Source organism: Streptomyces sp. NPDC096013 (genome assembly GCF_044763565.1).
Taxonomy (GTDB): Bacteria; Actinomycetota; Actinomycetes; order Streptomycetales; family Streptomycetaceae; genus Streptomyces.
Genome location: NZ_JBIWGK010000021.1, coordinates 63,804 through 76,633, shown reverse-complemented (window position 1 = coordinate 76,633; position 12,830 = coordinate 63,804). Strand labels below are relative to the sequence as shown.

The following is a 12,830-nucleotide window of genomic DNA, read 5'->3' as shown; positions in this document are numbered from 1 at the left end:
GGTGCCGGCTACGGACCCGACAGGGGCTCCGGCCCCGATTCCGGCCCCGGCCCTGGCTCCGATTCCGGTCCTGGCTCTGGCCCCGCTCCCGCTCCCGGCCACACCGGTCGGCGGTCCAAGCCCCGGCCCGTGCCCGGCCCGTGGCGCCGGTCCTGATCCCGGCCGTGGGGTCCAGTGGGCCCGGTGTCTGACGGCGCCTGACCCGCCGGGCGTGCCCGCACGTCCGCGACGGCGCCCCCGGGCGCCCGCCGGACCGCCTCCCGGTACGCACCGGGCCGGTGTTCGGGCGTGCCCCGGCAGGTGCCCGGGCGGGTCCCGGCCCAGCTCACGCCCCTGCGCCTCGAGTCCCGCCGGAGTCCTGCTCGAGTCTCGCCGGAGACCCGGTGGAGGGGGACTCGAAGGGGACTGGAGGGGTGGTCCTCGACGGGTCGAAGGGGCCGTGCGGACTCGTCAGGGCGCCGCATGATGAAGGCACAACGAGCAGGGAGGGCAGCCGAGTTGAGTGCATACGCGGGGGCCGGAGCGGGTGGTGGCCACGGGCGTGCCGTGGTCGTCGGCGCCGGTCTCGCCGGGCTCACGGCGGCACGGGCCCTGGCCAACTTCATGGACCACGTCACGGTGATCGAGCGGGACTGGGTGCCCACCGGAGCCGGACGGCGTCCGGGGGTGCCCCAGGCCCGGCACACCCACACGCTGGTGCCGGCCGCCCATCAGGGGCTGGAGCGGCTCTTCCCCGGTATCGGCCAGGATTTGGCCGGCGCCGGGGCGGTCCGCCTCACCGTGCCCCGGGACCTGCTGGTGCTGGGCCCGGCCGGCTGGCTGCCCCGTTTCGACGCCGGCCTGTCCCTGCTGAGCGCGGGCCGTGACGTGATCGACGCGGCGGTCCGGGCCCGGCTGCGCACCGCCCCGAACGTCCACTTCCTGCCCGGGCACGAGGCGGTCGCCCTGCGCGGGGGCCGCCACGACACCGTCACCGGTGTGTGGGCGCGCGCCCGCGACCGTGCCGCCCCGGACGGCCGGGGGGTGCGGCGGCTGCTGCCGGCGGAGTTCGTGGTCGACGCCTCCGGCCGCGGCTCCCACGCCCCGCGCTGGCTGGCCGAACTGGGCTACGCCCCGCCCCCGCAGACCCTCGCCGCCGCCCCGGCCGCCTTCGCCACCGCCGCCTTCGCCCCGCCGGTGGGCCATGTCGCCGACTGGAAGAGCCTCCTGGTGACGGCCGCGCCCGGCCTGCCCCGCCAGGGCGTCCTGCACCCGGTCGAGGGCGGCCGCTGGTCGGTGACCCTCACCCTCCCCGGCACCGCCCGTCCCCCGGCCGGCCACCCCGCCCTGCTGCACGCCGCCCGCACCCTGCGCCACCCCCTGCTCCACGACCTCCTCACCGCCGCCACCCCGCTGGGCCCGGTCTACGGCTGCACCCGCACCGGCGCCCGCTGGCACCGCTACGAGAAACTCCGCCGCTGGCCCGACCAGTTCCTCGTCGTCGGCGACGCCCTCGCCGACCTGGACGCGGCCCACGGCCACGGCATGGCGCTGGCGGTGCAGTGCGCGCTGGCCTTGGACCAGGTCCTCACCGGCCACGGCACGGCCGTCGGCATCAGCCACCGGCTGCGCCACGCCCTGGCCCGCCAGGTGGCCCCCGCCTGGCGCCACGCCCACCCCGCGCCCCGTCCGGCGGGCGGTGTCCGTGCCCGCTACGCCGCGAGGATCGCGGCCGCCGCGACCACCGACCCGCACGCGGCCGCCCTGCTGCTGCACCCCCTGCACCCCGCCCCGACGTCGCCGCTGGCGGCGCTGCGGCCGCGCGTCCTGCGGGCCGCCCTGCGCACCCCGCCCGCCCCGGCCCCCTTCGCGCCGCCCAGCACCACCCACGGCCCCGGCACCCCCCGCCGCCGCACCCCCGCACCGCCCGCGGCGGCCCCGGCGCACACGGCCGGTGCCGCACCCCCGCGCCTGGCAGACCCGCCGCCGCCCACCCCGGCGCCGGCCCCCGCCGGTGAGCGGAGGCGGCCGTGAACACCCCGCCCCGCACCCGGCCCCACGAGGTGTCCCGCATGACGAGAGTGGAGAAAGTGAACCGACCAGCCGCCCCAGAAGCCACCCCCCGCCGGGCAGAGCGCGCACACCGGCCGGCCGCGGGGGAGACCGGCACACCTCCTGGCGCCCCCCGACCCGCACCCAGCGCAGTCCCGTCGCACACGGTGGTCCGGCCCTCGCCGCGGCAGACCGCCCCCACCGTCCGGCGGCGAGGGGAAGGGACCCGGGCATGACCGGCACCGACACACCCGCACGCGCCGGCCGCACCACCGCGCCGCGCGGCGAACGCATCGCCGACTGGACGGACGGCCGGCTGGGGATCTACAACTTCCGCTTCCTGGTGCGCAAGGTGTTCCCCGAGCACTGGTCGTTCATGTTCGGCGAGATCGCCCTCTACAGCTTCGTCGTGCTGCTGGTGACCGGGATCTGGCTCACCCTCTTCTTCGACCCGAGCATGTCCGAGACCGTCTACCACGGCTCCTACGGCCCGCTGCACGGCGTGCGGATGTCCCAGGCCTACGCCTCCACCCTCCACATCAGCTTCGAGGTCCGCGGCGGGCTGTTCATCCGCCAGCTGCACCACTGGTCGGCGCTGACCATGATCGGCGCCCTGTGCCTGCACACCCTGCGCCACTTCCTGACCGGCTCGTTCCGCAAGCCGCGTGAGGTCAACTGGCTGTTCGGGTTCACGCTGCTGGTGCTGGTCACCCTGGAAGGCTTCGTGGGCTACTCACTGCCCGACGACCTGCTCTCCGGCACCGGCCTGCGCATCGCCGAGGGCGTCACCCTGGCCATCCCGCTGGTGGGAACGTACCTGGCGATGTTCCTGTTCGGCGGCGAGTTCCCCGCCCACAACGTGATCGGCCGCTTCTACGGCTTCCACATCCTGCTGATCCCGGGCATCGTCGTGGCGCTGCTGACCGTCCACCTGATCCTGGTCTTCTACCACAAGCACACCCAGTTCCGGGGACCTGCCCGCACCGAGAAGAACGTGGTGGGCCAGCCCCTGTTCCCGCACTACACGGCCAAGGCCGGCGGCTTCTTCTTCATCATCGCCGGGGTGCTGTCCCTGCTCGCGGGCATCGCCCAGATCAACCCCGTGTGGACCTACGGCCCCTACCGGCCCGACCAGATCTCCCAGGGCTCCCAGCCCGACTGGTACATGGGCTTCCTGGAAGGCGCCCTGCGGGCCATGCCCGCCTGGGAGTTCAGCCTCGGCGGCTACACCGTCAACCTCGGCGTCCTGATCCCCGCGGTGATCGTGCCCACCCTGATGATGGCCGTGATCGCACTGTGGCCGTTCCTGGAGGCATGGGTCACCGGCGACCGGCGCGAGCACCATCTCCTGGACCGGCCGCGCGACCACCCCACCCGCACCGCGTTCGGCATCGCTTTCGTCGCCCTGTACCTGGTGCTGTTCTTCGGCGGCGCCAACGACGTACTGGCCGAGAGGTTCCACCTCTCCCTCAACCAGATCACCTGGTCGGTACGGATCGGCGTGTTCGTCGTCCCCGCGCTGACCTACATCCTCACCCGGCGGATCTGCCTGGGCCTGCAGCGCCGCGAACGCGACACCCTGCTGCACGGCCGGGAGACCGGCCGCATCAGGAGACTGCCGCACGGCGAGTTCGTCGAGGTCCACCAGCGCCTGGACCGCCAGCGGGAGTACGCGCTGCTGGCCCGCAAGGCCTACACCCCGCTGCCCGCCCCCGCCGCCGAACACGACGGCGTCCCCAACCCCGACCGCCGCCGCCAGGCCCTGCGCCACCGCCTCAGCCGCTGGCTCTACGGCAACCAGATCCCCAAGCCCACCCCGGCCGAGATGCGCGAGGCGCTGGCCCACTTCGCCCACGCCGAACCCGCCGCACTCGACGGACCCTCCTCCAACGGCCACGCCGCCTCCAACGGCCATGCGTCCTCCAACGGGCACGGCCCCTCCGAGCCGGTGCCCGCGGACTCCGGCGCGGGCCGCCGCTCCGGGGGCCGGGAGACGGACCAGGAACCGCACTGACCCCGGGGGCGGGGCCGGTGCGGGCGGCGCGGGTGACCGGGGGACGGCCACCCGCGCCGCCGCCGTTCCCCCACCCCCCTTTTTTTCCGCACCACGCACCGCCTGACAGACCGTCACTGTCTCTCGTATGAAGGCCGGTTGACGTGTGTCACCGGCCCCGACTCCCTGTCAGGCCGCGTTCCTTCGGGCCGCGCCGTTCCGCCGCAGCCCCACGTCCTCGCCCTCGGAGGCCCGATGCACAGAGTCCGCCGACGCCGGGACGCGGTCCCGGCCGAATCCATCACCCGCGCACGGGCCGGACTGACACGTGATGTGCGCGGGCGGCAGCGCCGTTACCTCGTGGCGATGGTGGTGCGCACCGTGTGCGTGGTGCTGATGGCCGCGACCTGGAACCGCTGGCCCGCCCTCGCCGCCTGCGCACTGGCCGGCGCGGTCGTCATCCCGTATGTCGCGGTGGTCCTGGCCCAGGCCCACTGGCGCCAGCAGCGCGGCCCGCGCCACGCGCTGGCCCCGCCGCCACGCCAGGAGCCCGCCGCCCGCGTCGTCCTGGAACCCACCCTGATCCTGCCCCCGGAACGCTGAGCGTGACTCTGTCGGGGATCTTGGAGCCGTCGAGGCCAGGTGCCCAGGGTTTGCCATGACTTCGGCCGAGGCATCCCGCGCTGGTCAAGGACACCGTCTGCCGTACGGTGCGCCACGAGGTCCCGCGCCGAGATGAGGAAGGGGCTGACTGCGATTGGCATCAGGATCATGGATGTATGAACGATCAGAGCACCCCGGATGCGGAAGCCCACGGCGAAGAGCGCGGCCAGGAACCGGAGTTGTCACCGGACGACGGCAACACCGACCTGTCCGACTTCATGAGGTCGATCCGCCAGACCTTGTGGCGGGCCCAGTCGGCCGCCGAACCGCGCTCGAACCGCCGGGAGTTGCCCCAGCCGACTGCCGACGCCGGGCGCACCATGAGCCGTCCGGGGCCAGCGCCGTAGTCGACCGCCGTGCCGTGTCCGGCGGGTTCAGAGGTGATGGTCTCGCGTCGCTGGCGCAGTGTGGCGCTGGCATGGGCGCTCACGCGGAGTGACAGTAGGTCAGGCCCTCAGCGCCACCGCACCACTCAACTTCGAAGACCCGGATTACCACCTTCACTTCGGCGGCACGGGCGAGCGGATGCTGGGCATTCGACGTCCGCCGTGCTGGGGCGGGCTGGCGTAGGCGGCGGCAAGTGGTTCGTGCTCGGAACCGACGGTTCGTGCGACGCACCTGAACAGGTTCGGCCGGGAGCTGGACAGCTGAGGCGTGCGGTCGGGCAACGGCCACACCGGTCCTGCGACGGGCCGCCGCGTCCGCCTCCTTGGTCTGCCCTGCGGGGCGTCAGACACGCCGGGCAGAGACGATCTTGTTGTCGAGCCCGTCGGGTATGTCCGCGGGCGTCTCGACCTCTGCGGCGAACCCCTTCGACTCCAGGATCGCCAGCACGTCCGTCAGCTGGTTCCTGGCCATGTGTACCTCCATGACGACCTGTTGGATACGCGACCAATCGTGATCATCCAAGCCGCGTAGCGCACGTACCTCGTCGCCTTCGATGTCCATCTTCAGCAGGTCGATCTCGTCGGGTACCGGCATCTCCGACAGGATCTCCGACAGACGGACGACCGGTGCCCGCAGGGTTTCGTGACGGAACACCTCCTCCGCCAGCCGGCGCTCTGCGTACGTCGTCATGACCTCTCTGTCCCTGAGTTTCTCCGCCAGCTGGGTCGTTGAGTTCCCGGGCATCGAGGGGAAGAAATAGAACTGCTGGACGCCACTCGTGTCCGACAGCCCCTTCGGACACACCGTGACGCCCGTCACCGCGTGCATACGGATGTTGGCCTCCAACGCGCGCACGTTGTCCGGGATCGGCTCGATCGCCAGCACGTGTGCCTCGGGGAAACGGTGCTTGATGAACAGGGTGAACAGACCGATGTTGGCGCCGGCGTCGATCACGAAACCGTTCGGCCGCACCGGCGCCAGCCGATGTAGATAGGTGTCCTTGCGGAACAACTCGCCGTAGATGAGTTCCGCTTCGCTGAACACCGGATTCACCGCGGCCGGTGTGTAGCATCCGAAACCGTTCTCGAGGTCGACGAATTTCAGGGTGTGCACGGGGCACCCGCCTTCCTGTCGCAGTGTGAGGATCAGGTTGTTTCCGGCTTTATGTCTCCGACGGCCCTCTCGACCACGGGCTGCTGTACCTTTCGTGCCAGAAAAGCGCCGCAGACGCCGCTCACGATCAGAAGGAACAGCGCGACACGCAGACTGGTGAAGCCCGCGACTAGACCGATGACGGGGGAGGCCAGCAGGAAGCCCGGCCACTGGCCCAGCGTCACCGTCGACACGCCCTCCCCGGCACTGAGGCCGGGCTGCCGTCCCGCCAGGCGGATGACCGACGGCATCACGCACCCGACACCCACGCCCGCCACGACGAATCCGATGACCACCGGGGCCGCGGACGGCCACACCACCGCGATCGTCACCCCGGCCGCGGAGACCAGGAGGGACCATGCCAGGAACGCCCTCACGGAGATCCGCTTCAACAGCAGATCACCCACCAGCCGGACCGCCAGGATGGCGACGGTGAAGCACGTGTAGATGCCAGCGGCCAGGGTGGCACCAGCTCCAGCGACATCGGTGGCGTACAGGGCGGACCACGCGCCGACGGTGCCTTCTATGAAGGAGCCGATGAACGCCAGGAGAGCGAGCAGGCGCAGCTGCGGCGTCCAGCGGTTCTTGACCCGGTCCCGCAACGGGGCCTGCGGACCGTCCGCCTGAGGCGGCTCGTTCGGCATCCAGGTCGCCGTGACCAGCAACAGGATGCCGAACAGCACACTACTGGCGGCGAGTTGTATTCCTGGCGTCACGTCCGCAGACGCCGCCACGGTGCCGTACACGCCGCCGACCAGCACACTGCCGCTGTAGCAGGCGTGGAACAGCGGTACGACACGGCGGCCGTACGCCGTTTCCACGTGGACGCCTTGCGCGTTGATCGCCGTGTTCAACAGGGTCGCGCCGAATCCCCACAACGCCAGACCGCAGACGAGCGCGGGCAGCGCGGACGCTCCGGCCAGCACCGGCCCGCTGAGCAGCATCAGAGCTGCGGAGCCCCGGGTGAGGGAGCGGTTCCTGACCCGGCCTATGACGACCATGGTCACGATGATCGCGACCAGGTCCCCGAAGGCTGACGACATGCCAGCCAGACCCCACACGGTGGTGTCCGCGCCGACGTTCTCGCGGATGTCCGGGATCCGTGAGGACCAGGCGGCGTTGGTTACACCGAGCGCGGCGAAGACCAGACAGATGGAGACGCGCGCTCGCACCTCCGTGCCGAACCAGCTAGGAGAGTCGACCGCTCCGCTTCCGGGCATCCGCGATCGTATTCGCCCATGATTTCGTGTACGCAATCTGGCCCTTTACAACAGTGCGTCCGGTTGCCTGTTCCGCAGATACCGGAAGAGGTCGTCCGTCCGCTGATCCGACAGGAGGGAATAGCACTTGGCGTTCTCGGCGCGGAGCGCCTCGAGAGTGGCGGCCGATGCCTGCGCGTGGAATGTGCGGGCGAAGGCGAGGATCTCGCTCCGGTGGGGTGGAGCTAGATGGGGCGTTGTGTGCAGGAGAATGAGGATGTCGTGTTCGAGGGCGGCCAGGTCGTAGGCTGCCTTGAGGGCTGGGGCCCGGGATTCCAGGAAGGTGGAAATGGTCCGGACCTGCTTCATTCGGCCGTCCAGATTCTCAGGCGCGAAGGTGCGCTGCGTAATGGACAGCGGCTCGGTGTCCCGCTGCCTCCAGAAGTAGACGGGGCCGGCTAGGACATCCACGGCTTCGGCGAGAACGTGTGCGGAGACGGCGACGAAGCCGTCCTCGTAGGGGTGATCGGGGAAACGGAAACCGTGGCGATCCCAGAAAGAGCGCCGGTAGACCTTGTTCCAGACGGTCCGGTCGCCCAACAGGCAGCCGCGCTCGGTGATGTGGGTCCGCTGCCGGGGCTCGTCGAAGATCCCCCGGTGCAGTGGAGAGGCCCAGCGGCTCGCGCTGTCGAAACGCACCACGCCACCGCAGGCCAGGTCGGAGCCCGATGCGCGTAGGGACCCCACGAGCAGTTCGTAGGCGTCGCTCGTGACCATGTCGTCGCTGTCGACGAAGGCTAGGTACCGCCCGCGCGCGTGCCGAGTGCCGAGATTGCGTGCCGCTCCCGGTCCGCGGTTCTCCTGACCGAGAAGGTGAAACCTCAGGTCCTTCTTGACGTACTCTTCGGCGATTTTCCGGCTTCCGTCGGTCGACCCGTCGTCGACCAGCACCACCTCGAAATCATCGAACTTCTGCATGACTACTGAATTAAGACAGATGGCTAAATAATGTGCAACGTCGTGAAAGGGTATGACTAAGCTGAGCGCTGGCTGCATTAACCACCCCTGGACTGTGAATCCGCTCCGGCGACGTTGGCATGTCATCACAGTTTCGTCAAGGTAGGCGCATCGACGGGCTTCCTCAGCGAAACGATCAAGCCAAGTGCAGGTTCGAAACTTTCGAAGAACCGTGCATGGGCAGCTGGGATCTCGACCGTTGTGCTTTTTTGCGCCAACCTGTGGATCCGGTGGGTTGTTGCGGTATTGACGAGTGGATCGAGCACATGACAGCGTTCCACTTGCTTCACTCCGTGAGTTTTCTACCGCAATACTTTCCCCGTGGCCCCAGGAGTGGTCAGAACGGGTGAACGAGACGGTGCGTCTTAAATCTTCTCTTGGCGGTATTCCCGCATCTCTTATATTCGCTGACACGCTCGGCGAATGTCAGCTCAGGTATTCCCTCAGCGAAAGGAAGCTGCATGGCTGGTTCTGCCTCCCCGACTTCGCGCGGTTCTGCCGAGCCTGACGGCGGACCTGTCACGGTCGCCGTCTGCTCTGTCGGCAGGCCCGTACTGGACCGGGCGCTGACGATGCTCGCCGCCGGGGACACCGGCCCGATCGCCGAAGTACTGGTCGTCGACAACACCCCGGACACGTCCCTTGACGTGGAGAGGCTGGCGGACATCCTCGCTCCCCTGCCACTCCGGGTGCTGCGGGGACCCGGCGGGACATCGGAGGGACGCAACCTCATCCTTGACCAGGCTGTCACGGACGTAGTGCTGTGCTTCGACGATGACTGCCTTCCCGCGCCGTCATGGGCCGCCGAACTGGCCGCGTACATGCGGTCGGAGCCCGACGTGGCTGCGGCGTTCGGCCTGGTCGAGCCCGTGCCGGCACCGGGCGCCCGCGTGTGCACGGACAAAGTGCCGCTCCTTGGCTCATCGGCCTGGGGAGAGGCTGACGGACCGGACGGGGAGAAACTTTGGTGTCCCGCCGTCACGTCGCCCCACTGGGAAGCCGGCGTCGTCACCAGCGAGCCGACCGTCCCCTGGGCGGTGGTGGGGTCCTCGAACAACATGGCCCTGCGGCGCAGCCTGATGCTTCCGGGCCGCCCTGCCTTCCTGCCCGGACTCGGACCCGGAACGGGGGCCGGCTCGGGAGAGGACACTGAATTCGGCTACGCCCTCATGGCCGCCGGGCGCACCCTCGCCTACATTCCCGAGGCAAAGCTGCTCCACGATTCCTGGCTGCCGCCCAAGGCCGCCGAGTGGACGCACCGCTGCTACCTTCGCGGCACCGTCGAAGCGCTCGGACAACACGTCATGCGGGGAGACGAGCGGGCCAGGACTCTGCTCATCGCCTACCTCATGTACTTCAGCAGTGACAACGCCTACGGATTACGGGACCTGGGCGAAATCCTGGAGTGGGGCTACGGCGACCACGTGGCCGGCCGGCCCAGACAGCCCCGACGCAAGTCCGATCTTGACCTGACCGCGATGGCCTGAACCCCACCAGCGAGGAGAAGGACATGAGGGCGGACGACCGTCTTTTCGATGCGACCGTTGAACCGTTCGAAATGACAGAGCTCCGAGCCAGGAACCAGGAGCTGAACATCGCCGAGTACCAGCGGGGGGCAACCGCGCTGGAGAGCCAGCCGCTCGCGCTGTTCCTCGAACTCACTCAGAACTGCAACTTGAGCTGCCCGATGTGCAGGTTCGGCGAGAAGTACGACCCGGTGCTCAATATGGAGCAGGAGGTCTTCGACCGACTGACCGAAGAGCTGTTTCCCTACGCCCATCTCGTGGACCTCCGCGGATGGGGCGAGAGCACGATGCTGCCGAAGTTCGGCGAGTTCGTCGCCAGAGCCCTCCAGCACCGGGTCCAGTTACGACTGGTGACGAACGGCATGGTGAACCGGAAGCCGGTGTGGGACATGATGATGCGTGCCCACGCCGTGGTGATGGTCTCCTGCGACGCCGCGTCACCCGAACTCTTCGCTAAACTGCGCGCCGGCGGGACCCTGGAACGGCTCGTGCACACGGTACGCACCCTGGTCGAGGCGCGGGACCGCCACGGCGCTCCGCGGGACAACATCTGCCTCAATGCGATCGCCAGCATGGACAACCTCGACGAACTGCCGGACATCGTGCGGCTCGCGGCCCGCCTCGACGTCTCCACGGTGGTGATCCACCCCATCGTCACGGGCCTCGACGACCCCTCACACCTGCGCAACGACCTCCCTCGCACCCAGCGAGCGTACGAGGAGGCCGCCGAGACCGGGCGCAGGGAGGGCGTGGTGGTGCAGGTTGGCGCCGCACCCGATCCCTCCTTGGCGGTTCCCGATATGGTCCGCCGGCCCGCGTGCATGCATCCGTGGAGTTACGCCTACATCCGGTACGACGGTGCGGTCGGCTTCTGCGACCACCTCATCGGCGGTGACGGCGAGTACACCCTCGGCTCCCTGCGGGAGAACACCTTTGACGAGATCTGGAACGGTGAGAAGTGGCAGGACCTGCGCCGTGCCCACCTGAGCGGGAACATCCCCGATGAGTACTTGCCCTGCCGCTACACGTACGCCCAGCGGTACGTCGACTTCGAGCACTTGGTGCATCCTGACCGCATCTCGGGCCTGGTGACCAGCGAGACCCACGACAAGGTCACCTTGCGGAGGGACCCCGAGCTGGTGCCGTGGGCTCCCTGGAAGAGCGAGGAAATGGGTGCGGCGGGCGGCAGCCCTGTGCTCATCCCGACCAGCACCCTTACTGACAGCCTTCGGGAAAGCAAGGGGGCGTGATAGGCGGTGGGCCCCGGGCCCCCCCCGGGGGGGGGGGGGGGGGGGCGCCCCCCCCCCCCCCCCCCCCCCCGGCGGGGGGGCGGCCGGCCCGGCCTGGGGTGTGACCACCCGGGGGGGCCGGGCCGCCCCGGAGGGGCGCACCCCCCCCCCCCCCCCTACGCGCCCCCGGGGGGTCCCCCGGGGGGGGGGGGGGGGGGGGCCCGGGGGCCCCCCGGGGGGGGGGGGGCGGGGGGCGACCGCCTATCACACGCACAGCGCTGCATTCGGTGCAGGCCGTACTTCCCTTGCTGCATCCCTTCGGGCCGCGCCGTTCCGCCGCAGTCCTCGTCCTCGTCCTCGGAGGCCCGATGCACAGAGTCCGCCGGCGCCGGGACATGGTCCCGGCCGAGTCCATCACCCGCGCGCGGGCCGGACTGACACGTGATGTGCGCGGGCGGCAGCGCCGTTACCTCGTGGTGATGGTGGTGCGTACCGTGTGCGTGGTGCTGATGGCCGCGACCTGGAACTGCTGGCCCGCCCTCGCCGCCTGCGCACTGGCCGGCGCGGTCGTCATCCCGTATGTCGCGGTGGTCCTGGCCCAGGCTCACTGGCGCCAGCAGCGCGGCCCGCGCCACGCGCTGGCCCCGCCGCCACGCCAGGAGCCCGCCGTCCGGGTTGTCCTGGAGCCCACCCTGATCCTGCCCCCGGAACACTGATGCCCGCCGCGGGCACCGGTGCCGTCGATGACCGGTGGCGGACTGCGGGACACCGCACAACGAATGGCCGCGTGCAGGGCGCCGCGTCACCGCGCACCGACGGGCGGTGCCGTGGTCAGGACGAAGGGGGAGTGCCGGGGGTGTGCGACGGAGGGAGCGACTGCGGTCGCGGCGACGGCGGCCATCTGAGTGCTATGAATAGCGGGCGGTAGTCGATCGAGATCGAGCCGGAGGTGCGGCTGTGGCTGGAGAACATCCCCGCCCAGCACTACACGCAGGTCGAACGCGTCGCCGACCTGCTCGCCGAGCAGCCCACCACGCTCGACGAACCGCACTCCCGCCACTTGGGCGGCAAGCTCCGCGAGTTGCGCTTTCGCCTGGGCGATGCCCATCAGCGGATCACCTACTGGCTGGCGCCCGGTCGACGTGTCGTGCTGCTCACCGTGTTCCGCAAGACCAAGATGCGCGAGCAGGCCGAAGTGGACCGTGCCCACGCCGCACATTGATTGTGCGAGGCAGAGCATGAGGCCGCCGCCGAGCACGACTTCTACAGCCGCGACCTCAAGGAGAACCGATGAACCACAGCGAATGGAGGACCCGTCGCCACCGCCGGACGCTGGGTGAACACCTGGACGCTGACCCCGAGTACGACCGGGTCTACGAAGAGGCTGGCCTCGCCATGACGTTGGGCAAGGCCGTCTACGACCGGCGTAAGCAGCTGGGCCTGAGCGAGGCCGACCTCGCCGAGCGCATGCACGTCGGCGTCGATGACATCGAAGGCATCGAGACGGCCACCGAGCTGCCACCCATCGGAGTCATCATGCGCCTGGCCCGCGCACTGGATCTCACGGTGGACGTACACCTCGCTAGCGGAGACGCGCCCACCGTCACCGTCGTTGCCCCAGCAGCCTGAGGCG

Annotated in this window: 12 protein-coding genes and 1 pseudogene; 8 read left to right on the top strand and 5 right to left on the bottom strand. The window is 70.1% G+C overall.

From position 1 onward, the window contains the following. Positions 1-498 precede the first annotated feature (498 nt). From ACIRB1_RS41820 to ACIRB1_RS41810, 3 genes are all read left to right on the top strand, one after another. Entirely contained in the window at positions 499-2,013 is a 1,515-nt protein-coding gene (locus ACIRB1_RS41820; RefSeq protein ID WP_403469255.1) for an FAD-dependent oxidoreductase, read from the top strand. Positions 2,014-2,263: 250 nt separating this feature from the next. Further along, a complete protein-coding gene (locus ACIRB1_RS41815; protein WP_403469254.1) occupies positions 2,264-4,045 on the top strand; it encodes a cytochrome bc complex cytochrome b subunit in 1,782 nt (593 codons plus the stop codon). A gap of 234 nt (positions 4,046-4,279) precedes the next feature. Beyond that, positions 4,280-4,627: a DUF3099 domain-containing protein gene (locus tag ACIRB1_RS41810; protein ID WP_403469253.1), complete on the top strand. Its 348-nt coding sequence runs from the start codon at positions 4,280-4,282 to the stop codon at positions 4,625-4,627. Between the two features lie 184 nt (positions 4,628-4,811). Here the strand turns inward: ACIRB1_RS41810 and ACIRB1_RS41805 are convergent, their stop codons facing one another. The 5 genes from ACIRB1_RS41805 to ACIRB1_RS41785 all read right to left on the bottom strand — a co-directional run bounded on the left by ACIRB1_RS41805 (position 4,812) and on the right by ACIRB1_RS41785 (position 8,732). Next, complete coding sequence (locus ACIRB1_RS41805) at positions 4,812-5,117, bottom strand: hypothetical protein (protein ID WP_403469252.1); 306 nt, start codon at positions 5,115-5,117, stop codon at positions 4,812-4,814. 299 nt (positions 5,118-5,416) lie between these two features. Continuing rightward, positions 5,417-6,187, bottom strand: coding sequence for an FkbM family methyltransferase (locus ACIRB1_RS41800; protein WP_403469251.1), 771 nt, complete (start codon positions 6,185-6,187; stop codon positions 5,417-5,419). A gap of 32 nt (positions 6,188-6,219) precedes the next feature. Further along, entirely contained in the window at positions 6,220-7,446 is a 1,227-nt protein-coding gene (locus ACIRB1_RS41795; RefSeq protein WP_403469250.1) for an MFS transporter, read from the bottom strand. A 45-nt stretch (positions 7,447-7,491) separates the two neighbouring features. Further along, positions 7,492-8,481 (bottom strand): glycosyltransferase family 2 protein, encoded by a 990-nt coding sequence (locus tag ACIRB1_RS41790; protein WP_403469249.1) that lies wholly within the window; start codon positions 8,479-8,481, stop codon positions 7,492-7,494. Positions 8,482-8,528: 47 nt separating this feature from the next. After that, complete coding sequence (locus tag ACIRB1_RS41785) at positions 8,529-8,732, bottom strand: hypothetical protein (RefSeq protein ID WP_403469248.1); 204 nt, start codon at positions 8,730-8,732, stop codon at positions 8,529-8,531. A gap of 171 nt (positions 8,733-8,903) precedes the next feature. Here ACIRB1_RS41785 and ACIRB1_RS41780 point away from each other — a divergent pair, with 171 nt between their 5' ends. From ACIRB1_RS41780 to ACIRB1_RS41760, 5 genes and pseudogenes are all read left to right on the top strand, one after another. Next, positions 8,904-9,929 (top strand): glycosyltransferase family 2 protein, encoded by a 1,026-nt coding sequence (locus tag ACIRB1_RS41780; RefSeq protein ID WP_403469247.1) that lies wholly within the window; start codon positions 8,904-8,906, stop codon positions 9,927-9,929. Positions 9,930-10,000: 71 nt separating this feature from the next. Next, the gene (locus ACIRB1_RS41775) at positions 10,001-11,218 is read left to right on the top strand and encodes a radical SAM protein (protein ID WP_403469246.1); all 1,218 of its coding nucleotides are present in this window, start codon (positions 10,001-10,003) and stop codon (positions 11,216-11,218) included. Positions 11,219-11,565: 347 nt separating this feature from the next. After that, positions 11,566-11,913: a DUF3099 domain-containing protein gene (locus ACIRB1_RS41770; protein ID WP_403469245.1), complete on the top strand. Its 348-nt coding sequence runs from the start codon at positions 11,566-11,568 to the stop codon at positions 11,911-11,913. Between the two features lie 215 nt (positions 11,914-12,128). Next, positions 12,129-12,491 (top strand): annotated as a pseudogene (locus ACIRB1_RS41765) (type II toxin-antitoxin system RelE/ParE family toxin). After that, positions 12,488-12,826, top strand: coding sequence for a helix-turn-helix domain-containing protein (locus ACIRB1_RS41760; RefSeq protein ID WP_403469244.1), 339 nt, complete (start codon positions 12,488-12,490; stop codon positions 12,824-12,826). Before ACIRB1_RS41765 ends, ACIRB1_RS41760 begins: the two are co-directional and overlap by 4 nt. Positions 12,827-12,830 lie beyond the last annotated feature (4 nt).

Bases quoted from the DNA above. Each gene is read 5' to 3' on its own strand.
- ACIRB1_RS41770 (WP_403469245.1), top strand. From the start codon at position 11,566: ATGCACAGAGTCCGCCGGCGCCGGGACATGGTCCCGGCCGAGTCCATC.
- ACIRB1_RS41780 (WP_403469247.1), top strand. From the start codon at position 8,904: ATGGCTGGTTCTGCCTCCCCGACTTCGCGCGGTTCTGCCGAGCCTGAC.
- ACIRB1_RS41815 (WP_403469254.1), top strand. From the start codon at position 2,264: ATGACCGGCACCGACACACCCGCACGCGCCGGCCGCACCACCGCGCCG.
- ACIRB1_RS41810 (WP_403469253.1), top strand. From the start codon at position 4,280: ATGCACAGAGTCCGCCGACGCCGGGACGCGGTCCCGGCCGAATCCATC.
- ACIRB1_RS41760 (WP_403469244.1), top strand. From the start codon at position 12,488: ATGAACCACAGCGAATGGAGGACCCGTCGCCACCGCCGGACGCTGGGT.
- ACIRB1_RS41790 (WP_403469249.1), bottom strand. From the start codon at position 8,481: ATGCAGCCAGCGCTCAGCTTAGTCATACCCTTTCACGACGTTGCACAT.
- ACIRB1_RS41795 (WP_403469250.1), bottom strand. From the start codon at position 7,446: ATGCCCGGAAGCGGAGCGGTCGACTCTCCTAGCTGGTTCGGCACGGAG.
- ACIRB1_RS41775 (WP_403469246.1), top strand. From the start codon at position 10,001: ATGACAGAGCTCCGAGCCAGGAACCAGGAGCTGAACATCGCCGAGTAC.